The sequence below is a fragment of the Psychroserpens sp. NJDZ02 genome (assembly GCF_004843725.1).
Classification (GTDB): domain Bacteria; phylum Bacteroidota; class Bacteroidia; order Flavobacteriales; family Flavobacteriaceae; genus Olleya.
In genome coordinates this window covers 2545861-2569732 of record NZ_CP039451.1, presented here as the reverse complement: position 1 = coordinate 2569732, position 23872 = coordinate 2545861, and the positions used below count along the sequence as shown (strand labels likewise).

General features: G+C 31.9%; 22 protein-coding genes. 11 read left to right on the top strand and 11 right to left on the bottom strand.

Going from position 1 to position 23872, the window contains the following annotated elements:
• Nucleotides 1–29 precede the first annotated feature (29 nt).
• On the bottom strand, nucleotides 30–1694 hold the full coding sequence (gene asnB / locus E9099_RS11240) for an asparagine synthase B (RefSeq protein WP_136583688.1): 1665 nt from the start codon (nucleotides 1692–1694) through the stop codon (nucleotides 30–32).
• Between the two features lie 191 nt (nucleotides 1695–1885).
• On the opposite strand from asnB, the gene E9099_RS11235 reads away from it, so the two are divergent.
• On the top strand, nucleotides 1886–3163 hold the full coding sequence (locus E9099_RS11235) for a YCF48-related protein (RefSeq protein WP_136583687.1): 1278 nt from the start codon (nucleotides 1886–1888) through the stop codon (nucleotides 3161–3163).
• 257 nt (nucleotides 3164–3420) lie between these two features.
• Here E9099_RS11235 and E9099_RS11230 read toward each other — a convergent pair whose 3' ends face one another.
• Nucleotides 3421–4050 carry a 7-carboxy-7-deazaguanine synthase QueE gene (locus E9099_RS11230; protein ID WP_136583686.1) on the bottom strand — a complete coding sequence of 210 codons (630 nt, stop codon included), beginning with the start codon at nucleotides 4048–4050 and terminating at the stop codon, nucleotides 3421–3423.
• A gap of 106 nt (nucleotides 4051–4156) precedes the next feature.
• Here E9099_RS11230 and E9099_RS11225 point away from each other — a divergent pair, with 106 nt between their 5' ends.
• From E9099_RS11225 to E9099_RS11195, 7 genes are all read left to right on the top strand, one after another.
• Nucleotides 4157–5686 carry a helicase HerA-like domain-containing protein gene (locus E9099_RS11225; RefSeq protein ID WP_136583685.1) on the top strand — a complete coding sequence of 510 codons (1530 nt, stop codon included), beginning with the start codon at nucleotides 4157–4159 and terminating at the stop codon, nucleotides 5684–5686.
• Nucleotides 5687–5752: 66 nt separating this feature from the next.
• A complete protein-coding gene (locus E9099_RS11220) occupies nucleotides 5753–6304 on the top strand; it encodes a hypothetical protein (protein ID WP_136583684.1) in 552 nt (183 codons plus the stop codon).
• A gap of 19 nt (nucleotides 6305–6323) precedes the next feature.
• Nucleotides 6324–6653, top strand: coding sequence for a hypothetical protein (locus tag E9099_RS11215; protein ID WP_136583683.1), 330 nt, complete (start codon nucleotides 6324–6326; stop codon nucleotides 6651–6653).
• An 8-nt stretch (nucleotides 6654–6661) separates the two neighbouring features.
• Entirely contained in the window at nucleotides 6662–7033 is a 372-nt protein-coding gene (locus E9099_RS11210) for a cupin domain-containing protein (protein WP_136583682.1), read from the top strand.
• A gap of 2 nt (nucleotides 7034–7035) precedes the next feature.
• Nucleotides 7036–7875: an alpha/beta fold hydrolase gene (locus E9099_RS11205; protein WP_240788887.1), complete on the top strand. Its 840-nt coding sequence runs from the start codon at nucleotides 7036–7038 to the stop codon at nucleotides 7873–7875.
• Between the two features lie 6 nt (nucleotides 7876–7881).
• Complete coding sequence (gene rluF, locus E9099_RS11200; RefSeq protein ID WP_136583681.1) at nucleotides 7882–8784, top strand: 23S rRNA pseudouridine(2604) synthase RluF; 903 nt, start codon at nucleotides 7882–7884, stop codon at nucleotides 8782–8784.
• 3 nt (nucleotides 8785–8787) lie between these two features.
• Nucleotides 8788–9210 carry a VOC family protein gene (locus E9099_RS11195; protein ID WP_136583680.1) on the top strand — a complete coding sequence of 141 codons (423 nt, stop codon included), beginning with the start codon at nucleotides 8788–8790 and terminating at the stop codon, nucleotides 9208–9210.
• 87 nt (nucleotides 9211–9297) lie between these two features.
• On the opposite strand, the gene E9099_RS11190 is transcribed toward E9099_RS11195, so the two are convergent.
• The 4 genes from E9099_RS11190 to E9099_RS11175 all read right to left on the bottom strand — a co-directional run bounded on the left by E9099_RS11190 (nucleotide 9298) and on the right by E9099_RS11175 (nucleotide 14188).
• On the bottom strand, nucleotides 9298–9999 hold the full coding sequence (locus E9099_RS11190) for a TIGR02206 family membrane protein (RefSeq protein WP_136583679.1): 702 nt from the start codon (nucleotides 9997–9999) through the stop codon (nucleotides 9298–9300).
• Between the two features lie 57 nt (nucleotides 10000–10056).
• Nucleotides 10057–10941 (bottom strand): bifunctional 5,10-methylenetetrahydrofolate dehydrogenase/5,10-methenyltetrahydrofolate cyclohydrolase, encoded by an 885-nt coding sequence (locus tag E9099_RS11185; protein ID WP_101020164.1) that lies wholly within the window; start codon nucleotides 10939–10941, stop codon nucleotides 10057–10059.
• A 117-nt stretch (nucleotides 10942–11058) separates the two neighbouring features.
• A complete protein-coding gene (gene ffh, locus E9099_RS11180) occupies nucleotides 11059–12387 on the bottom strand; it encodes a signal recognition particle protein (protein WP_136583678.1) in 1329 nt (442 codons plus the stop codon).
• 145 nt (nucleotides 12388–12532) lie between these two features.
• Nucleotides 12533–14188: a hypothetical protein gene (locus tag E9099_RS11175; protein WP_136583677.1), complete on the bottom strand. Its 1656-nt coding sequence runs from the start codon at nucleotides 14186–14188 to the stop codon at nucleotides 12533–12535.
• Between the two features lie 137 nt (nucleotides 14189–14325).
• Between E9099_RS11175 and E9099_RS11170 the strand changes: the two genes are divergently transcribed.
• From E9099_RS11170 to E9099_RS11160, 3 genes are all read left to right on the top strand, one after another.
• Complete coding sequence (locus tag E9099_RS11170) at nucleotides 14326–14841, top strand: RNA polymerase sigma factor (RefSeq protein ID WP_136583676.1); 516 nt, start codon at nucleotides 14326–14328, stop codon at nucleotides 14839–14841.
• Between the two features lie 62 nt (nucleotides 14842–14903).
• On the top strand, nucleotides 14904–15803 hold the full coding sequence (locus E9099_RS11165) for a FecR family protein (protein WP_136583675.1): 900 nt from the start codon (nucleotides 14904–14906) through the stop codon (nucleotides 15801–15803).
• On the top strand, nucleotides 15796–18072 hold the full coding sequence (locus tag E9099_RS11160; RefSeq protein ID WP_168800743.1) for a TonB-dependent receptor plug domain-containing protein: 2277 nt from the start codon (nucleotides 15796–15798) through the stop codon (nucleotides 18070–18072). The genes E9099_RS11165 and E9099_RS11160 overlap by 8 nt, the downstream gene beginning before the upstream one ends.
• Before the next feature lie 612 nt (nucleotides 18073–18684).
• Here E9099_RS11160 and E9099_RS11155 read toward each other — a convergent pair.
• From E9099_RS11155 to E9099_RS11135, 5 genes are all read right to left on the bottom strand, one after another.
• On the bottom strand, nucleotides 18685–20109 hold the full coding sequence (locus E9099_RS11155) for a hypothetical protein (protein ID WP_136583674.1): 1425 nt from the start codon (nucleotides 20107–20109) through the stop codon (nucleotides 18685–18687).
• A gap of 145 nt (nucleotides 20110–20254) precedes the next feature.
• The gene (locus E9099_RS11150) at nucleotides 20255–21307 is read right to left on the bottom strand and encodes a hypothetical protein (RefSeq protein WP_136583673.1); all 1053 of its coding nucleotides are present in this window, start codon (nucleotides 21305–21307) and stop codon (nucleotides 20255–20257) included.
• Between the two features lie 70 nt (nucleotides 21308–21377).
• Nucleotides 21378–22214, bottom strand: a complete 837-nt coding sequence (locus E9099_RS11145; RefSeq protein ID WP_240788992.1) for an IS3 family transposase — start codon at nucleotides 22212–22214, stop codon at nucleotides 21378–21380.
• Complete coding sequence (locus tag E9099_RS11140; protein WP_136583671.1) at nucleotides 22211–22732, bottom strand: helix-turn-helix domain-containing protein; 522 nt, start codon at nucleotides 22730–22732, stop codon at nucleotides 22211–22213. Before E9099_RS11140 ends, E9099_RS11145 begins: the two co-directional genes overlap by 4 nt.
• A 128-nt stretch (nucleotides 22733–22860) precedes the next feature.
• A complete protein-coding gene (locus tag E9099_RS11135) occupies nucleotides 22861–23655 on the bottom strand; it encodes a hypothetical protein (RefSeq protein WP_136583670.1) in 795 nt (264 codons plus the stop codon).
• Nucleotides 23656–23872: the final 217 nt, after the last annotated feature.

Below are 23872 nucleotides of genomic sequence, written 5' to 3'. Positions count from 1 at the left end.
GCATTTTTTTTACTATTTAATTTCTAATTCTAATAGGCTTTATCGTGCACGTTCGCGATTGCACGCCCAGAAGGCTCGTTCATATTTTTAAAAGCTTCATCCCACTCTAATGCTGTTGCAGTACTACAAGCAACACTTGCTTCTTGCGGTACGCTTAAAGCTGCCGCATCACTTGGGAAGTGTCCTTCAAAAATCGAGCGGTAATAAAACTCTTCTTTATTTTGTGGGGTTTGTATTGGAAATCTAAATTTAGCATTAGCCATCTGCTCATCAGTCACTGCCTCTTCAACAACCTCTTTTAGCGTATCAATCCAAGTATATCCAACACCATCACTAAATTGTTCTTTTTGTCTCCATGCTACGCTTTCTGGTAACATATCTTCAAACGCCTTACGAACAACCCATTTTTCCATACGCTCTCCATTAATCATTTTATCTTGTGGGTTGATACGCATTGCAACATCCATAAATTCTTTATCTAAGAAAGGTACACGTCCTTCAATCCCCCAAGCCGCTAAACTTTTGTTAGCTCTTAAACAATCGTACATATGAAGTTTATCTAATTTACGCACAGTTTCTTCATGAAACTCTTTTGCGTCGGGTGCTTTATGAAAATATAAATACCCTCCAAAAATCTCATCCGCTCCCTCTCCTGACAGCACCATTTTAATTCCCATAGACTTAATCACTCTCGCCATTAAATACATTGGTGTCGATGATCGTATTGTTGTTATATCATACGTTTCGATATTATAAATCACATCTTTGATAGCATCCAGACCTTCTTGAATAGTAAATTTTATCTCATGGTGTACTGTCCCAATATGATCTGCTACTTTTTGTGCGGCAGCTAAATCTGGAGACCCTTCCAGTCCTACTGCAAAAGAGTGAGTTTGCGGATACCAAGCTTCTGAAGTATCATCACTCTCGATACGTTTTTGAGCATATTTTTTTGCAATGGCTGATACCACTGAAGAATCCAAACCTCCTGACAATAAAACACCATAAGGTACATCACTCATTAATTGTCTATGCACTGCTGCTTCTAAAGCTTCTTTTATTTCAGCAATACTTGTTTCATTTTCTTTTACAGCATCATATTCACTCCAATCTCTGTTATACCATTTTACAAATTCACCATCCTTACTAGACATATAATGTCCTGGAGGAAATAATTCAATTTTAGTACAAACACCTTCTAAAGCTTTTAATTCGGAAGCCACATAAAAAGTACCGTTTTGATCCCAACCAATATATAATGGAATAATCCCCATGTGGTCACGAGCAATAAAGTACTCATCTTTTTCGACATCATAGATTGCAAATCCAAAAATACCATTCAATTCGTCTACAAAATCAACACCTTTTTCTTTATAAAGTGCTAAAATAACTTCGCAGTCACTTTCTGTCTGAAACTCGTATTTACCATCAAATTGCTTACGTAATGCTCTGTGGTTATATATTTCGCCATTAGCCGCTAAAACCAATTTCCCATCAGGGCTAAACAATGGTTGTTTACCAGATGCTGGATCTACAATAGCCAAACGCTCGTGTGCTAAAATAGCTTTATCATCACTATAAATACCTGACCAATCTGGTCCACGATGACGGATAGTTTTGGACATTTCTAAAACCAGAGGTCTTAAATCTTCAGTTTTCTGTTTAAGGTCAAAAGCACATACAATTCCACACATAATCTTATATATTTAAATTCTTTAATTCTAATTGATGTAGCAAATATGCTTATTATGTTTCAATATTAAAACACCAAACCTATTAATGCTTACAAACTATAACTAAATCACACTTAATTGCAAAATATAATTACTTTTCCGATTAAAAAAAGGAATCTTAGCTTTACAATTTGAAAGTAAAACCATTTCCAATGAAAATATTACACCTATGTATTGCTTTGTTTTGTATTAACCTAAGTGCACAATCTACTTGGAAAACCCTAGCAGATATACAACCCAACATTAATAATCAACGTTTTGACGATGTCTTTTTTCTAGATGCCAATACTGGTTGGGCTGCTAATGGATATTACGCCTCTGTATATAAAACAACAGATGGCGGCCTTACTTGGTCGGAACAATTAAACCAAACAGACTTAGGCAGTAACCACTATTTTAGGAATATTGAATTTCTAGATCTAAACATTGGTTTTTTAGGTACTTTAAATGGCCTTTTCTACAAAACTATCGATGGCGGAGTAACCTGGACCACTGTGACGAATATTGCACCAAACCCTGTTGCTCTTTGTGGCTTAAATACCGTTGGCCCTTCTACCGTTTTTGGTTGTGGCGCTTATTTTAATCCCGCTTTTATTATCAAATCTACGGATAGCGGTTTGTCTTGGCAATATATTGACATGTCTGCTTATGCAGAGGCTTTGGTAGAAATCTACTTTGTAACAGAAAACCTTGGTTACGCAGCAGGAAGAAGTAGTAATGGTGGTACTTTATTAAAAACAGAAGATGGAGGAACGACTTGGACCGAAATATACAACTCTACTATTGTTGGTGATTATGTTTGGAAAATACAGGTTTTAGATAGTAATCCTAATATTATTTTTGGAGCTGTAGAATCTACCGCAGAAACGTTAGGTCAATTTATAAAATCCACAGATGCCGGAAACACTTGGTTTACAACAGATGGCCCTGAAACAAATCTTCAAGCAGTTGGTTTTGTATCCGAAACTCATGGTTGGATTGGTGGACACACAACTGGACTCCACGAAACTACAGATGGCGGAGTAACCTGGACTAATTTAAACATTGGCTCTAACCTTAATCGAATTTTTGTTGTATCTCCAAATCTAGCTTATGCTTCTGGAAAAACTATATATAAGTATTCAGACCAAACGTTAGGCACTAACACTATTTCAGAAACAGAAAAATCACCCTTACAAGTTACGTTACTAAAAAATCCTGTTAATGCTGATTTAAAATTTTCGATAGCTTTTAAAAATGATGATAATCTGTTAATTGAATTATATGATGCATCAGGTCGTTTTATAAAACAACTCTCTAGAGAACAAATAAAAGCATCAGAAATCCAGAAACAATACGCTTTTGATGTTAAAGAGTTAGCGTCTGGGATTTACTTTTTAGATTTTCACAATAACAGTGGAAGACAATCTTTAAAATTCATTAAAAATTAATGCATTTCACTTAAACCCTCATAAATAACAACTGCTAATAGTATACATAAGGCTAAACTCATAAAAACACCAAGAACCAATTGCTTTCTATTTCTTTTAAAAAGAAATAGAATCAATATAATATCAAAAAAAACAGAAATAAAAAAAGGGACCACACTATTTAATGGCATTGCAAATAACAATCCAATACATAGACTACCTCAACCAATCAAAACACCTAACAGAACATCTAAAGGTTTTTTCAAGATTAAAAAGGACTAAGGTATATTTAAATACTTATGCGTCTGTAATGACACTTTCCATTTTGGATTAGCCATAACGTAATCTACAATCATAGGGATCATAGTGTCACGCTTGCTCCATTCTGGTTGTAAATATAAAATACAATCGCCGTTAACTTTAGCAGCTTGCTCTTCAGCAAACTTAAAATCGTCCTTATTGTAAATAATACATTTTAGCTCGTGTGCTTTATCATAAACTCCCTGAGTCGGAAGTTTCATTTTTTTAGGAGATAAACAAATCCAATCCCATTGCCCGGTTAACTGGTAAGCACCTGACGTTTCAATATGAATTTTACACCCTTCAGCTTTAAGCTTATCCGTTAATGCTGTCATATCCCAAGTTAATGGTTCTCCTCCTGTTACGACTACAGTATCACTATACTTTTTAGCATTAGCAACTATAACATCTGTACTCGTTGGCGGATGCAAATTAGCATTCCAACTTTCTTTAACATCACACCAATGACATCCCACATCGCAACCACCAATTCTTATAAAATAAGCAGCAGTTCCTTTATGAAATCCTTCACCTTGGATAGTATAAAACTCTTCCATTAAAGGCAGCATCAATCCTTTGTTAACTAAATCTTGTATCTCTTGTTTCATGGACTGCAAATATAATCTTATCTATTGGAAGATTTAAGCATTTAAAGTTGAAAGTTTTCAATGATTTACGCTAAGATTAGTATTTTTACATCAAATATTTTTAAGAATGAGTAGACAAGACGAATTTTTCAAACACATCACAGAGGGAAACACTTGTAAAGGCGACTATATTACTTTGGGATCTGCTATGTTAGATGGTAAAACCGTTAAGGATGCTTTTGTAAATGTTCCTTTAAAAACCATGAATAGACATGGTTTAATTGCAGGTGCTACGGGAACAGGAAAAACAAAAACACTTCAAGTTTTAGCAGAAAACCTAAGTGATAAAGGAATTCCGGTCTTACTTATGGATATTAAAGGGGATTTAAGCGGTATTGCACAACCAAGTCCTGGTCATGAAAAAATTGACGAACGTCATGCTAAAATAGGGTTACCTTTTGAAGCTAAAGGCTTTCCTGTCGAGATTTTGAGTCTATCCGAACAAGACGGGGTTAGACTGCGTGCTACAGTAAGTGAATTTGGACCTGTATTGTTATCTCGGATTTTAGACCTTACAGATACACAATCTGGAGTAGTCTCTGTTATTTTTAAATATTGTGACGACAATAAACTGCCATTATTAGATTTAAAAGATTTCAAAAAAATATTACAATACTGCACTAACGAAGGTAAAGAAGAGTTTCAAGACGAATACGGACGTATCTCCTCAGCCTCTACTGGAGCAATCCTTAGAAAGGTTATCGAAATAGAACAACAAGGTGGCGATTTATTTTTTGGCGAAAAAAGTTTTGAAGTCGAGGATTTATTAAGAACCACAAGAGATGGTCGTGGGTATATTAATATTATTAGATTAACAGACATCCAAGACAGACCAAAATTATTCTCTACATTTATGCTAAGCTTATTAGCAGAATTATATGAGACTTTACCAGAACAAGGAGACTCTGGTAAACCCGAATTAATTATGTTTATTGATGAAGCACATTTAATCTTTAACGAAGCCTCTAAAGCATTATTAAACCAAATAGAAAGCATTGTCAAACTAATCCGTAGTAAAGGTGTTGGGTTATACTTTGTCACACAAAACCCAACCGATGTTCCAGAAGGTGTATTAAGTCAGTTAGGTTTAAAAATCCAACATGCTTTACGTGCCTTTACAGCAAAAGACAGAAAAGCAATCAAGTTGACTGCCCAAAATTACCCTGACACAGCATATTATGATACTGCAGAAATCCTAACATCATTAGGTACAGGAGAAGCCTTAGTCTCTGCTTTAGACGAAAAAGGAAGACCGACACCACTTGCATCAACTATGATGCGTGCCCCAATGAGTAGAATGGATGTTTTAAATAATACTGAGCTACAAGCTTTACTTGACGACTCTAAACTCGTTTTAAAATACAACGACACCATTGATCGCGAAAGTGCGTATGAGCTACTAAACAAAAAAATAGAAAAGGCTGAAGCTTTGCAAATTGAAGAAGACGCTAAAGCCGAAAAAGAGAAAGCCGAAAAGAAAACTAAAACAACCACAACTAGAAGACAAAGTACTGCTCAAAACCCATTAATTAAAGTCTTAACCAGTGCTACTTTTATAAGAAGTGTTTTTGGGATTTTAAAACGTGTTCTGAAGTAATAAACTAGTACTCTAGTATCATAAAAGAATTTCGCTTAAGCGGAAATAAAAAAACAAAAAATAACAATGAAAAAAACAATAGTAGCACTTAGTATTATCGCATTAGTATTTACATCTTGTAACAAAGGAACAGATACCTTTTTGGTACAAAATCAAAACATCGGTTTATTAACAGACTCTACACAGGTCAAAGAGTTAAAAACTATTTATGCAAACGACTCAATAATAAGTCCAATTGCGGGAGATGCGTTTTCTGGCACTTTAAATACTATTGATATTTTCGAAAAAGGAGGCAAACACTTATTAAGCTTAACACCTAAACGAGCTTTAGACAGTACAACAACCATATCTAATATTATAATAAAGGATGTAAGATATAAAACTGATAAAGGAATTACTAGCGCTAGTACATTTGGTGATATTAAAGCAAAATATACCATTACTAAAATTCAAAACTCATTTAAAAGCGCCTCTATTTTTGTAAAAGAAAGCGATGCCTTTTTCTTAATTGATAAAAAAGAATTGCCGGCAGAATTTAGATTTGATATAAAAAAAACAATAGAGTCTGCAAATATCCCTGACACTGCAAAGATCAAGTCTTTTATGTTGGGTTGGTAAGTTTAGTATTACTGTTTAAATGAATAAAAAAGATATACCCAACGACATCATAAGATGGTGGGAAAGCAAACGATGGCTATTTAATTTAGGAAATGGATTATTTGGTGTTTTAGGCTTAATCCTTTTTGCTGGTTATTTTAAATTAGGAGAAGCTATAGGTCTTATTATTTATGCTATTGTGGGAAATATTTTTTTTTCAACAGGAATGCTTTTAGAAATCGTAGATTTTTATTATTTAAATAATAAACTAGGGTTTAATAAATTTAGACTATTATTTTTAATAATGGGACTATTATTTTCTTACAGTGTAACATTTATAGGTGTGATTATACATTATACTAATATTTAAAACAAAAAATGGAAAACAAAAAAAAATACACCATACAAAATAGCCCTTTTGTTGTTCCAACAACGGATGGTAAATTAATAGAAGAACATGTTGGTTTAGCTACAGATGGAAATAAAGAGCTTAGCATTGCACATATGGTTGCCCCTGCTGGTTGGAGCGAACCGTTTCAAACACCAGAATTTGACGAATACACGTATATAATCAAAGGAAAAAAACAATTTATTATTGAGGGTGAAGAAATAATATTGGAAGCAGGTCAATCTATTAAGATAGAAAAAAATACCCGCGTTCAATACTCTAATCCATTTACAATAGCTTGCGAATACATTGCTATTTGTACACCTGCTTTTTCAATAGATTTAGTAAACAGAGAAGATTAAAAATGAAAAAAACAATAGCTAAAGTACTTCCAAAAATAATTGGTAACGGTTTAAATGCCGTAAGCTATGTTGCGCCAAAATACGCAAGTGCAAAAGCATTAGATATCTTTGCAACACCAAGACAAGGTCGTTTTAAAGAAAAGCACCATCCTTTTTTAGATACAGCTAAGCAACTAACAATAACGCACGATAACCACGACATACAAACCTATAACTGGTCAGGATCCAAAACAACCATTATGCTAGCACATGGTTGGGAAAGTAACACTTTTAGATGGAAGCAACTCATAGAGATGTTACAACAATTAGATTACAATATTGTGACTTTAGACGGGCCGGCACATGGTAAATCAAGCGGAACACAGTTTAATGCTATATTATATTCAGAGTTTATAAATGTAGTGGCTAACCACTATAAACCCGATGTCATTATTGGGCATTCCGTTGGCGGTATGGCGTCTGTATTTTTTCAGCACAAATATCAAAACGAAGGTTTACAAAAAATGATATTGCTTGGTGCTCCTTCAGAGTTTACAAACGTGTTTAAAAACTATGTCAATATGCTAGGTTTTAATAAGCGTATTGAAAATGGATTAAATGATTTGGTTTTAGAACGTTTTAATTATAAACCATCTCATTTTTCAGCCGCTAAATTTTCGAAAGAAATACATTTACAAGGTCTTATTATTCATGATAAAGATGATAAGATTATTCAATATGATGAAGCAGAACTAATTTCATCAAGCTTTAAAAATTCAACATTAATTACCACAGAAGGTTTTGGTCACGGATTACGCGACGATAGTGTAAACAAAGCTATTATTAACTTTATAAAAGCGTAACACATTTTGGAAGAAAAATTAACAAGACTTAATAAATACCTCAGCGAAGCTGGTTTTTGCTCGCGTCGTGAAGGGGACAAATTAATTGATGCTGGACGTGTCACTATTAATGGTATTGTGCCAGAAATGGGTACAAAAGTAACGCCGAGTGATGTGGTTGCTGTAGATGGCGAGATTATTAAAACCAATACAGAAAAACCAATCTACTTAGCCTTTAACAAACCAGTAGGTATTGTTTGTACAACAGACACTAATGTAGAAAAAGATAATATCATAGATTACATTAACTACCCTAAACGTATTTTTCCAATAGGACGTTTAGATAAATTAAGTGATGGTTTGATCTTTATGACAGATGATGGAGATATTGTAAACAAAATTTTACGTGCTAGTAATAATCACGATAAAGAATATCTGGTAACCGTTGACAAGCCTATATCGCAAACCTTTATTAATAGAATGGCTAGTGGAATATATCTTGAAGATTTAGACCGTACCACTAAAAAATGTTCTGTTAAAAAAATAGATTCTCATACGTTCAGAATTATTTTAACACAAGGTTTAAATAGACAAATTAGACGTATGTGTGAGTACTTAACGTATGAAGTAACATCACTTAGACGTGTTAGAATTATGAATGTCAAATTAGATGTTCCTGTTGGAGAATACCGTGAGTTTACAGAAAAAGAATTAAAAACGTTACATCTGCTTTTAGAAGACTCGACTAAAATACATGAAGCTAAAACAGCTAAAGAAAACACGACTAGAATAAGTAAAGCGAGTAAAGAAAGACAAACTCGAGATACTACGGAGTATAAATCAGAACCGTCTAGAGAAGATTTAAAGCAAGAACAACCTACTAGAGAGAATAGAGAACGTCCAATTAGAAACCGTCGTAAAGAGGATTAAACCATGAGCAGTGTATCTCCTTTTCATTTAGCAATTCCAGTACATAATTTAGAAACCTGCCGCCTGTTTTATCGTGACATTTTAAATTGTGAAGAAGGACGTAGTAGTGACCAATGGGTTGACTTTAATTTTTTTGGACACCAATTAGTCATTCACTTTAAAGAAAAAACGACAACAGAAGCTGTAGGCAATGAAGTCGATGGAAAACACGTCCCTGTACCGCATTTTGGAGTGGTTTTAGATTGGGCTGTTTTTAACGCACTAGAAGATGATCTAAAATCTAAGAACATTACATTTATTATCGAACCCTATGTTAGATTTGAAGGTTTGGTTGGCGAACAAAAAACAATGTTTTTTAAAGATCCTTCTGGTAACGCTTTAGAGTTTAAAACGTTTAAGGATATGTCTCAAATATTTGCCAAATAACGTCTAACTAATTTAAAATAAAAAAACCGCATCACTAATTAGTGATGCGGTTTTTATTTTAGAATAGGTCTTCTACAACCCCTATATTCATAAATTTTTAATCCTTCTTTTAAAAAGAAAAAACGGAAAGTAAATTATTAAAAACGCAGGAATTAATATTAACTGACCAATAATAACATAAGTGGGCCAGTCTCCAAAATAATCTAAAACAGAACCTGCTTTGGGCTTATAATTTAAATACCCATAATTAGCATTCAGGATTGTATTAATTAACATAAGCGCTACAAAATAAACCTGCAACACTACAAAAGACTTTGCTACACTTTTTAATGTAGGTTTCATTTTAAAAATAGCAATAGCATATACGATTATAATTAGCATCCCTAAATGAACCACCCAATATCTAAAATAATCAAATGTGGGAAAGCCTATTTCTATATCTGGAGTAATCACACCTTGAGAAGTTCCTAAAATTATCCAAAAGAGTAAAATTTCAAATACTCTAAATGATTTACTAGAAGTGAAAATAAAAATAAACAACGCCATAAAGCTACATAGAAACAGAGGTAAATCCGTTTGCAGACTATAATTACCTTGACTAATTTTATATAAATGAAACACAGCGATAAAGGCAGATACAAAAAATCCTAGCATTTTAAATACTTGATTTTTTAGTAGCTCTGATTTATTCTTCATAACAAAAACAAGAGCAAAGCATAGTAATATTGCTAAACCAATAGGCAATAGATGTTCTAAGCTTCCAAATTGTACGTGAGATAATAATGGCATAAAAAAACCTGAAATGATTAATTTCAGGTTGTAAAATAAGTCTTTATTTTTATAAATCTATGATCTTTGTATGTGACGTTCTCTAGCCAACAATGTATTTTTTAATAACATAGCAATAGTCATTGGTCCTACTCCACCAGGAACAGGTGTTATATGACTCGCCTTTTTACTTACGTTTTCAAAATCTACATCACCAGTAATACGGTAACCACGCTCTTTAGTTTCATCTGGAACACGCGTAATACCAACATCAATAATAACAACATCATCTTTTACCATTTCTGCTTTTAAGAAATTAGGCACTCCTAATGCTGAGATAATAATATCTGCCTGACTTGTAATTTGTGTGATATTTTTAGTGTGACTGTGTGTAAGTGTTACTGTACTGTTTCCAGGAAACCCTTTACGCCCCATTAAAATACTCATTGGTCGTCCCACAATATGCGAACGCCCAATAACTACCGTATGTTTTCCTTTAGTGTCTACGTTGTATCTGTCTAACAATTCTAAAATCCCGAAAGGTGTTGCAGGAATAAAAGTAGACATATCTAATGCCATTTTCCCAAAATTCATTGGATGAAAACCATCCACATCCTTATCAGGGTTTACAGCCATTAAAACCTTTTGTGTATCGATTTGATCAGGTAAAGGCAATTGAATGATAAAACCATCAATAGCATCATTATTATTAAGCTCCTCAATTTTATCTAACAACTCAACTTCACTAGTAGTGTTAGATAACCTAACCATTGTCGATTCAAAACCAACACGCTCGCAAGCTCTTACTTTACTACCAACATATGTTAAGCTTGCACCATCATTACCAACAATAACTGCTGCTAAATGAGGCACTTTCTCACCATTAGCTTTCATCTTATCGACTTCCGCTTTTATTTCGTTTTTGATATCGTTACTAACCTTTTTTCCGTCTAGAATTGTCATTTTTTGTGATTGTATTAAGTTTGCTGTCCTCAGTTGGCAGTCTACAAATTAATAAGTATTATAAAAACAATGTACAAAGCAAAAAACAGCCTATTAAGGACTGTTTTTACTAATTATTTATTTCATATTTTTCATGGCTTGCATCATGGCTTTTCCTTTACCACCTTGCATCATTTTCATCATCTTGCTCATCTGATTAAACTGTTTTAGTAACTGGTTAACTTCTTGTACAGACGTTCCAGATCCTTTACCAATTCGTTTTTTACGACTGGCATCTATAATCGCAGGATTAGTGCGCTCTTTTACTGTCATAGAGTGGATAATAGCTTCGATACCTTTAAAAGCATCATCATCTATATCTACATCTTTCATCATTTTTCCAGCACCAGGAATCATTCCAATAAGGTCTTTCATGTTCCCCATTTTTTTGATTTGCTGAATTTGTTTTAAGAAATCATCGAAACCAAACTGGTTTTTAGCAATTTTCTTTTGAAGTTTTCTAGCCTCCTCTTCATCAAACTGCTCTTGTGCACGTTCTACTAAAGACACAACATCTCCCATCCCTAAGATACGATCTGCCATACGAGATGGATAGAATATATCAATAGCTTCCATTTTTTCTCCAGTACCAATAAATTTAATTGGTTTATTTACTACAGATTTAATAGATATTGCTGCTCCACCACGTGTATCTCCATCTAATTTAGTTAAGATTACACCATCAAAATTAAGAACATCATTAAAGGCTTTAGCTGTATTTACAGCATCTTGACCTGTCATTGAGTCTACTACAAATAATGTTTCTTGTGGTTTAATTGCTTCATGGATGTTAGAAATTTCTTTCATCATCGCTTCATCAACAGCTAAACGACCGGCTGTATCAATTATAACAACATTATGTCCATTTTGCTTTGCATGTGCAATACCCGCTTTTGCAATAGCCACTGGATCAGTATTTCCTTTATCACTATAAACATCAACTTTAATTTGATCCCCTACAACATGTAATTGATCTACTGCAGCAGGACGATAAACATCACAAGCGACTAATAAAGGTTTTTTCGTTTTTTTGTTTTTTAAGAAGTTGGCTAACTTACCTGAAAAGGTTGTTTTACCAGATCCTTGTAAACCAGACATTAAAATAACCGTTGGTGCACCAGACAAATTAAGTCCTTCTGCATCACCTCCCATTAATTGAGTTAATTCGTCTTTTACGATTTTAACCATCAATTGTCCTGGTTGTAACGTGGTTAATACGTTTTGACCAAGTGCTTTTTCTTTTACTCTATTAGTAAATTCTTTAGCAATTTTAAAGTTAACATCGGCATCTAAAAGTGCTCTACGTACTTCTTTTAGGGTTTCGGCAACGTTTACTTCTGTAATGCTACCATGCCCTTTTAGTACGTGTAACGCTTTATCTAACTTTTCGCTTAAATTATTAAACATAATTTTTTCTGGTTTTAAGAAGCACAAAAATAGCAATTTGAAGCGTATTTACGAAGTTTCATATATAAATAATTCCATAAAAAAAGGTTGCTAAAATTAGCAACCTTTTAATCAACTTAACTTCAACTTAACTTCAACTAAATTTTTAATTACAATCTTTATCCAAAACTAGTTCGTTATTACTGTTATTCACATCATGAAGTATCAGTTGTTCTCCTGTACATTCTACAACATTATAATCGCCATTTAATACCACAACATTTCCTCCAGATATATTTGAAAAAGAAACCACTACTTGCCCTCCACTTCCTGAGGTCGACCAATTACCAGTATAGGTTTCATTATCCGAAGCAATGGTCATTGTTTGATTATCCTGAAAATTAATATCAAAAACATCAAAACTGCTATCTCCTGCATAATTTGTAATGGTCCACACACACATCTGTAAGGTGCCATCAACATCTCCTTCGGTGCAAGTAGTGGAACAATTTTCGACCACTAGTGACACTGTAAATATTTGAAATGTGTTAGGATCATTTGCTACCCCAACTCTAGCATAAAGCACATCTGGATTTACCAAATTAGTGTAAGGCGATATAAGCGGATTGATACTTGCTTCTGCATCCGCATTGGTGCTATAATAGTTGACCAACAGATCATTTCGGGCACAGTCTTGGTAGATTGCATCAATATCAAAAGTTGTAAAAAAGTCTAAATCACCATCGTTATCACATACCGTAACCGTTATATCTTCAAAACAATCCAATGGATTAGTCGTATTACAATTATTCAATAATAGCAATGTATCATTCCCTTGTTCTAAAATTAATTCGCCGGAAGCGCATTCTACCACTTTCCATTGTCCATTATATTCTTCTAACCCATTAAAATTTATAAACACATAAACGTAACCATCAATTGTAGAAATATCCCAGCTACCATCAAAAAGCAAATCACCTTCATATAAAGTTGATATACTATTATTTTCTAAGAAATTAAATACTGTAAATGATGGTGTATATCCATTTATACTTGGTATTTGACCACAGTTTAGCAAATAAGTGCTAACCTCTAATTGTGTACAGTCACTATCATCTGTATACTCGTAATCATCATCTTCATCACAAGTACCTTCAGCATCATTTATTACAACCTCTAGCTCTTGAATGTTATTAACTTCGATAGTTTCACCATTAGCCAAAATCATCGTAACAGGAAAGTTTAAACTTGCCAATATTGGTCCGTGTAACGATTCTAAAAATTGATATAAAACTTCATCGTTACTTATTGTGGTTACCTCCGTAACCTGAAAGTCGGTATTGTAAATAGAAAATGCAATAGGATACTCGAAATCAACACACTCGATATCATCGTCTGCTTCATTTTCACCATTACAGTTCACTATTTGCGCTTCCAATTCTTCTTGATTACTAATTATAATTTGCGTATAATCATTTAAAATAACGGTAATAGGAAATGTAATTTCAACACTATCATCATCTGTAGTATAGGCTTCTAATATTGCTTCCAATGCATTATAATCGGCAATACTTTCAACAGTTATAGCGACACCATTTGCAGTAACTGTCAAGGGTAACAACACCTCTAAGCAATTAGCATTATCGATAATATTATCTATAGAGCCATCATTTAAAGCTATATTACTCATTACATTGGCAATAGTAGAATCACCAGATATTAGATCTTCTTGTTGATTAATAATTTCCGATTCTTCATTTTGACAAGATGCGAATAACAAAAAAACTAATACGGAAAAAAAAAGGGTCTTTTTAAAATTCATATGTATTCTAAGATTAGTTAATTTTTCTTTTTCAAAGCAAAACATTTTTACTTTCGTAAATAAAACATTTATTTTTAAGAAACTCCTACCCTGAAAATCAAAAAAAATAGTTCTATTTTGTAGCTCGATAAAATACTATGTCAAAAAATTTACATAAAGATATTTGCGATAAATCAAGATTTGAAGCGCTATTTAAACAGCATGCAAAAAACCTACATGACTTTTTGTATTACAAGTTTGGTGAACTTTTAAATCCTGAAGATAAAGCACAAGAAGCATTTATTAAATTATGGGAAAATTGTAAAAAAGTAACGCCCAATAAAGCAAAAAGCTTCTTATTTACAATCGCTAATAATCTAATGTTAAACGAGGTCGCACATCAAAAAGTAGTGTTAAAACATCAAAAAACAATACCCTCCCAACAGACTAATCTATCTCCTGAATTTTTAATGGAAGAGGATGAATACCGACAAAAACTTGAAAAAGCAATATCTAATCTTACCGAAGCACAACGCGTTGCTTTTTTAATGAATCGTGTAGAAGGTAAACGTTTTAAAGAAATAGCAACCCTTTTAGGTATTAGTACAAAAGCAGTAGAAAAACGTATATATGGTGCTTTAAAAAAATTAAGGCTAGATATAGAAGAATTATAAAATAAAAGATTTTTAGGGTAGGAATTTTACAGCTTACCTTGTTATATGTTTGAATTCCAGTTATGAATAAAGACGCATTAATATTAAAATGGTTAGATAATAACTTATCCCCTCAAGAGCTTGAAGCATTCCAAGCTTTAGAGGAGTATGACGCTATTACAAAACTATCTAATTATACAAAAGATTTTAAAGCACCCGAATTTAATACCGAAGTGGCGTTGCAAGCTACATTATCTAAAATTGAAAGTAAACCAGTGGCTAAAAACAACTGGCTAACACCTTTTCTAAAAATAGCTGCCATACTAGCAATATGTTTTAGTGCGTATTATTACACGACAACTTTAGACACAACCATTACGACGCAATACGCAGAAAAAGCACAAATTGTACTTCCGGACCAGTCTAAAGTAAATTTAAATGCTTTATCCAAAATCACTTATAATAGTAAGCAATGGCATGCTAATAACCGTAACATTACCCTTGAGGGCGAAGCCTTTTTTAATGTAAAAAAAGGAAGCACGTTTAATGTTACTACAGCAACAGGGATTATAAGTGTTGTTGGCACAGAATTTAATGTCAAACAACGTACAAATTATTTTGAAGTGACTTGCTTTGAAGGTGTAGTCAATGTGGATTTTAATACAAAAAAAACAACCTTAACAGCTGGTGATTCTTTTTTAATTATTAATGGTAATCTAATAGAGCGTTTACAAACTAAAAACCAACAACCTGATTGGATACATAGTGTCAGTAGTTTTATTAGTGTACCTTTAAGCGAAGTATTTGCTGAATTTGAAAGACAATATAATGTCAAAATAGAAGGTAATACTATTAAAAAAAGCACATTGTTTTCTGGTAAGTTTACGCATAATGATATTAATATAGCATTACAATCAATTACACAGCCACTACAATTACAATATAAAAAAGTTAACAACACTATTATTTTAACGCGTGAGTAAATCGTTAAAGACTACACTATTTCTTATTATATTATTAGTTTATAGCGTTTCTGTTTTTGCTCAAAACAAGACACTCCCCCTTTTAGATGTTTTGTCGACTATAGAATATAAATATAAAGTCAGTTTTTCTTATGCTGATAAGGTGATTAAAGGTGTTATGGTGGATTACAACCCAAAAGACAACCTTACCACTACTCTAACCAAACTAGACTCTCAAACTGACTTAATTTTTAATCGTTTAGACGATCATTTTATTACAGTCTCAAAAAATAAAAACAGCTTTTCTTTTCAAAAATTAGAAGCAGTTACTATTTCCAATTATCTAACGACCGGAATTAGTAAAAACAATTCTGGAGCTATTATAATTACACCAAAATCTTTCGAGATTTTACCAGGATTGATAGAACCCGATATTTTACAAACCATCCAAAACCTACCTGGTGTTTTAAGTGTAGACGAAACCGTATCCAATATTAATATACGGGGTGGCACACATGATCAAAATCTAATCTTATACGACGGTATAAAAATGTACCAATCAGGACATTTTTTTGGTTTAATCTCTGCTTTTAACCCCTACTTAACAAAACGTGTAGCGGTTACCAAAAATGGAACAAGTGCTAAGTTTGGAGACGGCGTCTCTAGTGTTGTTGATATGCAATTATCAGACAATACAGAAGACGGTTTTAGTGCTGGTATTGGAATAAACATGATAACCACAGATGGTTTTGCAATAATCCCTTTGGCCGAAAAAACGCAATTACAACTGACCACAAGACGGTCTATTACCGACGTTTTAGACACACCAACCTACAATCAATATTTTAAACGCGTCTTCCAAGATTCTGACGTCACTAATAACGACATTGCCACAACAACCAACCAAACGTTTAAGTTTAGTGATATTTCTTTAAAATTTTTACACGATTTCAGTCCCAAAGACAAACTTCGGTTTACTTTACTTAATGTTTTTAATCAGTTAGATTTTGAAGAGTCTTCCAACACTTCTGATATAGACAATATCGCTAATCAATTAAAACAACAAAATCGCGCATCCGCATTACAGTACGAACATGTTTGGAACAACAAATTAAATACCACTATAAAAGGGTATTATTCTAACTACGACTTACGCGCTTCAGACTATGACATTGTTAACAATCAACGATTAATACAAGAAAACAAAATCATTGATAATGGCATTAATATGGATGCCCATTACAATTTTAATAAAACGCTAACTGCTAATGCTGGGATACAGTTTAAAGAAATAGGCATCAGCCATCTAGAAGAAGTTAGTTCGCCTGTTTTTAAACGAAATATAAAAAATGTACTTCGGACGTATAGCGCTTACGCGGAAACAGTGTTTAATTCTAAAAATAAGAATACACAATTTAAATTAGGCTTGCGACACAATTATTTCAAAAAATTTAATATTTCAATAACCGAACCTCGCGTCTATATCAGTCAGCGTTTTTTAAAAGCATTTAGAATAGAATTATCTGGCGAGCATAAAAGCCAAAGCACCTCGCAGCTTATTGACTTACAAAATGATTTTTTAGGTATTGAAAAACGACGATGGGTATTAGCCAACAATAATACAATACCCATTCAAAAAAGTAAACAGGTCAGTTTTGGTGTCACCTATAATAAAAACAAGTTACTATTAAGTGCAGAAGGCTATTTAAAAACAGTAGATGGGATAACATCACGCAGTCAAGGCTTTCAAAATCAATACCAGTATATCGATGCTTTAGGACAGTATAACGTTAAAGGCGTAGATCTATTAATTAACAAACAGTTAGACGCCTTTAGCACATGGGTAAGCTATAGCTACAGTCACAATAACTACACGTTTAGTGACTTAAATAATAGTGCTGCTTTCCCAAGTAATTTTGATATTGCACATCAAATAAATTTTGGAAGCACCTATAACTGGCAACAATTAAAACTAGCTTTTGGTGTCAATTGGCATTCCGGAAAACCATTTACACAACCAGACAGTACTAATCCCAATACAGGAAACACTATTAATTATCAAGCCCCCAATAGTAGTCGCTTACAGGCCTATTTAAGAGCTGATTTATCGGCAACATATCAATTTAAACTTGGCAAAAACAAAGCTGTTGTTGGGGCTTCTATTTGGAACATTTTAGATCAAGAAAACATTTTAAACACCTACTATACTATAGATAACAATCAAATCTCTAAGGTTAAAAATGTGTCTTTAGGTATTACACCCAACATCAGTTTTAGAGTTAAATTTTAGGTTTGATTTTTAGATGTATTAACTTCAGCTTCTCATTGTTATTTTAATTTTTCATTCCTATCATTTTGCCATATTTATCAAAAATCCGTTCTAATGGTTCAACTGAATTTTTAAAATATGACCGATCACTATTAAAATCAAATTCCAGCTTTTAAGGATGTATACTTAACTGTCAACTCTAGATTGTTTTGATAAGAGTAAAATTCTGTAATGCCATCAGTTCGGTCTGACCGTTTTTTTATTTTCAATAAAATTTGGATAGTTCGCCAGTCGAAGTGCAAAAAATACTTCCCTTAACAACAACCAACTATAATTTCAATTCCGAGAACACATTCATATCCTTCTTTGGAACAAGTTTTATTCGAAAAATCAGAAGTATTTCAATACCAACAGTTATATTTCCGTTTTCTCCTTTTAGTTCAAATTCTTACGTTATTCATCTTGCATGCGCTTCTACTAATTGTTGCCAACGTGATTGCTACAAGAATATCCGTAAGTAATCTACAACCCTTTAATTTTAAAATTTTGACTTCTATTAATTAAATTTAAATTATTAGAGTCGGCTTTTTTACTTACAATCAAATACTGTCGCCTAAGCATAAGTTTGGATTATTAATTGATTTTTCCGTCTACCTCTTTAAGTATTTTGTAAACCGTTTCTTTATTACCCTCATTATATCTTCTTACCCAAAATGAATACAAATAAAATATTCGTTTACTATAACCAAAATCGATATCAGAGCCATATTCAAACGAAGATTTAAAATCACCACCATTGTATATAAATTCGCTTACTGTATCACTACAATTTTTTATAAACTCATCCCTCATATCATGATATTCATATTCTTTCATAATGTGATGTAGTCTTTCGCATTCATCATCATCCATTTCATCATAAGTTAAAAGTAAACCTTTTAAAACATCATATAGTTTTTGATCTTTGACTAAAAATTCGTTATTAAACAAAAACGCGATGTAATCTATCAAATTGGTATTAAAAATTTCATCTATATTCTCTGGAGTTCTATCAAAATCACTATATTCTTTGTTTAATTTTGTCATTACTTCTGTAGAATATTCTGAAAAACGTTGAAGCGACATGTCGTTTCTAGCAATAAAAATAGAATTTTCAGCAATGAACCGTTCAAAGTAGTTATTATTAATATCCAACTCAGCTATTATATAGTTTAAAATGTCTTCGTTAAAATCAAATGCTGAGAATTCGTCATCTAAAATTTTTGATTCTACTACGTTTTTTTTCGAGTTTAATTTGTCTGTTTCAATTTCGGCAGGGAATTGATCTTTAAATTTTTTAATAATAGAAAAGACTACCTCAGAATTTCCTTCATTGTATCTTCTTACCCAAAACGAGTAGATTTTAAATAATTTATAATCTAAATCATAATCACTCTCAAAATCCATTATTTCGGTCACATCTGTTGAATATTTGGATGTGATTAACTCATAATATGCATGGACATCTTTTTCTATTGAAGCTTGCATTAAAAATTCTGGATCATTTTTTAATTCTTCATACGCTTTTATAAAACCATCTAGCCACAAATTAGTCCTACTACCAATATAATTATTGTTATCGATAATCATTTTAGCCAATATTTCTATTTCGTTATCTCCAAAAAAAATTTTAATATTTTCCGGTGTTCTATCAAACACCTTCATAAAGTAATGTCCTATAAATCCATCATCATTTATCTCAAGGCTATCAATAAATTCCCCTTTGTATAATAAGATTGTAGATACTTCTAATTCGTTAAAAAAAAAGGTTTTTTGTAAATGTTCAAAGTTTTCAAAAATATTCTTTTTAATTAAATTCAAACTATCATTCAAAACCACTGTATCGTCTGTGTTAAGCAAGCTCGCGTCTAAAGTTATATTTTCTATTGTATCAAGACTTCTATTAAAAGGTACTAACTCCTCTGTAGTACTTTTTAATTCTTTAGTTTTTTTTTCGTTTTGACATGAGGCTGTCAATACTATTGATAAGGTAATTATAATTTTTTTTAAAATATTCATAATCAGTTTAAGTATTATTTAATCGTGTGTAAAAGCAATTAAATCAAAGATAAAAATTCTGCGAGAATTTTTGTTAATACGTTAAAAGCAACAATTAATGTTATAAGGTCATTCTCTTTCATTACTTTACGAACTATAAAACATTTTATTTTTTCTTAGCAGTATAACCTTCATCGGCTAAGCTATTGTCATTTCCATCAAATAATGTCATTTCCTTATCTGAGTCAATAATATAATATTCTCCTTTCTCCATTCCCTTTTTAAAAAACTTGCTATCCTTTTTAATAAGAGTGTCCGTTGCATAACTACCCCATGGAGCAACACCAATAAATTCAGTTCCTTTTTGATAAATTTCAAAAGGAAAGCTTCCGCCACTATTAGAATCATCTATTTCCCATTTCCCATAGAGTTCATAACTTGCTTTTAATTTATCGTATTTACTTTTTTCGGTTAGTTTTTTTAGTTCTTTATTTTTTTCGTGATAGATAATACTATCTAAAGTCCAATATTTAGCTTTTTTAAAACCTCCTTGATATTCATTAATCGCTACTATTCCTTTTTCTAGGTCATAAAGTATATCCCCACTATTCATATGTTTAGATTTTAATATATTTCTAAATAATATGCCGTTAATTGTAATACTATCAATTTTTTCTGTTGGTTCTTCATCGAGATGAAAATTCTTTAAATCTGACACAATGTTCATTTGACCAACATTTGCTCTGTAAATTTGCAGTCCGTCAATTTCTCTAATATTACTTAAATCTGAGGCGTCAATTTGAACCCTTTGTCTGATAAAAATATTAAAAGATAAGTCTATTAAAGTATCAGGTTTAAATAAAACGTTCTGCCACTCTCTTTTAGCACTTACTCTAATTTTTTTATTGAAAGAGTCATTTAAAGCACAGTTTTCATACCATTCCTCTTTTGTAAGATATATTGTATCCGAAGAAATAAGTTCAAATGTTAATTTATTGTTTAGAGAGTCTTTAAATACTAATTTTCCCTCTCCATTTTGATAAGGGAATTTGTCCTTCGACTTTTCTGATAAGTAATAATTTTCTAGTGTTATTTGTTCAGGACATTTTGTACAAGAAATAATAATTAAAAAAAATAAAATAGGTGAAATAGGTGAAATTTTGAAACTCTCATTCATAAATTGGATACACGTTATTATATGGTTTGTTACCTGTTTCAAGCAGTTAATTTAGTAAATAATTACCGACCAAGAAAATGAAGTGCACCCAAATGTTTAGACAAATTTATAATTAATTTTGATAATAATTAGCTCGATATTCAATCGGGCTCATTCCATTTAAATTTTGTTTAATTCTCTCATTGTTATAATATTTTATATACACTTTAATCTCTTTTTTTAACTGAGATATCGACTTATATTTATTTATATAAAACAATTCAGATTTTAGAATACCGAAGAAATTTTCTATCACAGCGTTATCTAAACAATTTCCTTTACGAGACATGCTCTGAGTAATTCCTTTTTCTGTTAATAATCTTCGATACTGTTTCATTTGATACTGCCATCCTTGATCTGAATGTAATATTAAATTTGTTTGATCTGGTATTTTCTTAAAAGACTTTTTCAGCATAATAGTTACTTGTTTAAAATCAGGTTTTTCAGATAATTGATAACTTATTATTTCTCTATTAAAGAGATCAATTATTGGAGATAGATATAGTTTTTTTCCTAAAACTTTAAATTCTGTAATATCGGTAGCCCATTTTTTATTTGGCCTAATAGCTTTAAAATTTCGTTGTAATATATTAGGAGCTGTTTCTCCTATTTGCCCTTTATAAGACTTGTATCTTTTAGCTCTGACTAAACTTTTCAAACCTAATTCACGCATTAACTTGAGTACTGTTTTATGATTTATTAGAGTGCCTATTTTGTTGATTTCTAAAGAGATTCTTCTATAGCCATATCTTCCTTTGTGACGATGATATATTTGATGAATCAATAGTTTTATCTCTTTATATTTATCAACTAAAAGCCTTCTTTTATGATGATAATAATAACTACTTCTTGCCATGTTCGTATGATATAATAAAATAACTAAATCATACTTATGCCTTAATTCTGTTATGGCTTTTGCTTTTTGTTTTGCTCTTGTTGAATTAAGGCCTGTAACTTTTTTAGCAAGTCCAGTTCTGCGCGTAATGATTCATTTTCTAATAAAAGTTCCTCTTCTCTTGTTAAAGGTTTATTAGACTTTTTTTTAGCCCTCTTAAATTGCATAGATTTTGGTTTACCTCTAGGTTTAATGTTTAAGCCTACAATACCCTCTTTTTTATAATTACGTTGCCACTTCATAATTACAGATTTAGTAGGAATATTAAATTCTAAACAAGCTTGACTGAAAGATAATGAATCTTTGTCAATAGCTTTTAAAACTTTAAGTTTAAAAGGAATGCTATACACTTTGGTTTTTCTTGGTAATAGTGCTTTTTTACCATATTTTTCATAAAATCGAATCCAATCATGAAGGGTTGTATGATGACAACCATATAACTTAGACACATCTTCAACTGTTTGGTGATTTTTTAAAACTTGCTTTACACATCGAAGTTTAAATGCGTAATCATACTTGACTTTTCTTCCCATAATAATACCCTCAAATAGTGTCTAACTTTTTGGGAGCAGTTCAAAATCCGCGAGGACTTTCGAAAGTAAGCAATAAATTATAAACGGTGGTGCCTATATTCTTATTTGTATTTGATGATTTTATCTGGTTAAAAATCGATATCATATACTTCTCCAGATTCAATTAGCACTCCCTTATTATTGTACACTTTTTCAAATACGCCACCTTTTATAGGTGTTTCTGTTTTGTAACTACCATTTTTATATGTGGTCTTTATTACTTTATCCGTATAAACTATTATTTTTTTGACGCTTTCTTCAGTGCCGAAATTTTCTACTATTTTTAGTATGTTAGAAGGTAAATTTTTTGTCTTAGTTCTGCTTATTACATTCCCCTTTAGAGTCTCCTCTACTATTCCTTTTATAAAATCAGTTTTAGTACACTTATCAATATAGTCTTCTTCATAATAGTTAACACAAGAGTATTTGTAAATTTCATTTCCTTTTATCCCTTTATTTTCATAGTAAAGCAGTTTATTTAATTTATAATTCCGTTCTATTACGGTATCTCCACTTATAAAAATTTCTGTATCCAAAAACTTTCTTTTTTGGTCAAATTGTTCTATTTTTTTTACGATACCTTTTTTCACTTTGTATAATTCTAATAGTTGACTATCTATCTTATCTCCAATATTTAATTTTACATCACCATTAATTTCTCCAGAGTCTTCAATAGAGAACCAAAAAGATAATTTAACTCTACCCTCGAAGAATTTGAATAGATATTCACCGTTGTTTAAAGTATTCCCTATTGAATCTGTAACAAAGATTCTTTCTCCTATTTTTGCATCTAAATTAATGATATGTTTTTCTTTCGAAAGTTCTGTTTGACCAAATACAAATTGAGACAAAATTAAACATAAAATGGTTGTATTTATTTTCATTTTTTTGCTTGTTTTAAGCCAAATTAAAAATTTGGCGGTATTCATAATTAAATACTAACCTTTCGGTTTGACACTTATTAGCTATGTTTTATACATCATGTACATTGTGCTTGTTGCACAACTCTGTTGATAAAGTTAAAGCAATCAATTGATAATGACAATATAATTTACAATACACTGGTATACAACGTAAAAGACATATCAAGAACAATTATTC

Bases quoted from the DNA above. Each gene is read 5' to 3' on its own strand.
- asnB (WP_136583688.1), bottom strand. From the start codon at position 1,694: ATGTGTGGAATTGTATGTGCTTTTGACCTTAAACAGAAAACTGAAGAT.
- E9099_RS11235 (WP_136583687.1), top strand. From the start codon at position 1,886: ATGAAAATATTACACCTATGTATTGCTTTGTTTTGTATTAACCTAAGT.
- E9099_RS11230 (WP_136583686.1), bottom strand. From the start codon at position 4,050: ATGAAACAAGAGATACAAGATTTAGTTAACAAAGGATTGATGCTGCCT.
- E9099_RS11225 (WP_136583685.1), top strand. From the start codon at position 4,157: ATGAGTAGACAAGACGAATTTTTCAAACACATCACAGAGGGAAACACT.
- E9099_RS11220 (WP_136583684.1), top strand. From the start codon at position 5,753: ATGAAAAAAACAATAGTAGCACTTAGTATTATCGCATTAGTATTTACA.
- E9099_RS11215 (WP_136583683.1), top strand. From the start codon at position 6,324: ATGAATAAAAAAGATATACCCAACGACATCATAAGATGGTGGGAAAGC.
- E9099_RS11210 (WP_136583682.1), top strand. From the start codon at position 6,662: ATGGAAAACAAAAAAAAATACACCATACAAAATAGCCCTTTTGTTGTT.
- E9099_RS11205 (WP_240788887.1), top strand. From the start codon at position 7,036: ATGAAAAAAACAATAGCTAAAGTACTTCCAAAAATAATTGGTAACGGT.
- E9099_RS11195 (WP_136583680.1), top strand. From the start codon at position 8,788: ATGAGCAGTGTATCTCCTTTTCATTTAGCAATTCCAGTACATAATTTA.
- E9099_RS11190 (WP_136583679.1), bottom strand. From the start codon at position 9,999: ATGCCATTATTATCTCACGTACAATTTGGAAGCTTAGAACATCTATTG.
- E9099_RS11185 (WP_101020164.1), bottom strand. From the start codon at position 10,941: ATGACAATTCTAGACGGAAAAAAGGTTAGTAACGATATCAAAAACGAA.
- ffh (WP_136583678.1), bottom strand. From the start codon at position 12,387: ATGTTTAATAATTTAAGCGAAAAGTTAGATAAAGCGTTACACGTACTA.
- E9099_RS11175 (WP_136583677.1), bottom strand. From the start codon at position 14,188: ATGAATTTTAAAAAGACCCTTTTTTTTTCCGTATTAGTTTTTTTGTTA.
- E9099_RS11170 (WP_136583676.1), top strand. From the start codon at position 14,326: ATGTCAAAAAATTTACATAAAGATATTTGCGATAAATCAAGATTTGAA.
- E9099_RS11165 (WP_136583675.1), top strand. From the start codon at position 14,904: ATGAATAAAGACGCATTAATATTAAAATGGTTAGATAATAACTTATCC.
- E9099_RS11155 (WP_136583674.1), bottom strand. From the start codon at position 20,109: ATGAATATTTTAAAAAAAATTATAATTACCTTATCAATAGTATTGACA.
- E9099_RS11140 (WP_136583671.1), bottom strand. From the start codon at position 22,732: ATGGGAAGAAAAGTCAAGTATGATTACGCATTTAAACTTCGATGTGTA.
- E9099_RS11135 (WP_136583670.1), bottom strand. From the start codon at position 23,655: ATGAAAATAAATACAACCATTTTATGTTTAATTTTGTCTCAATTTGTA.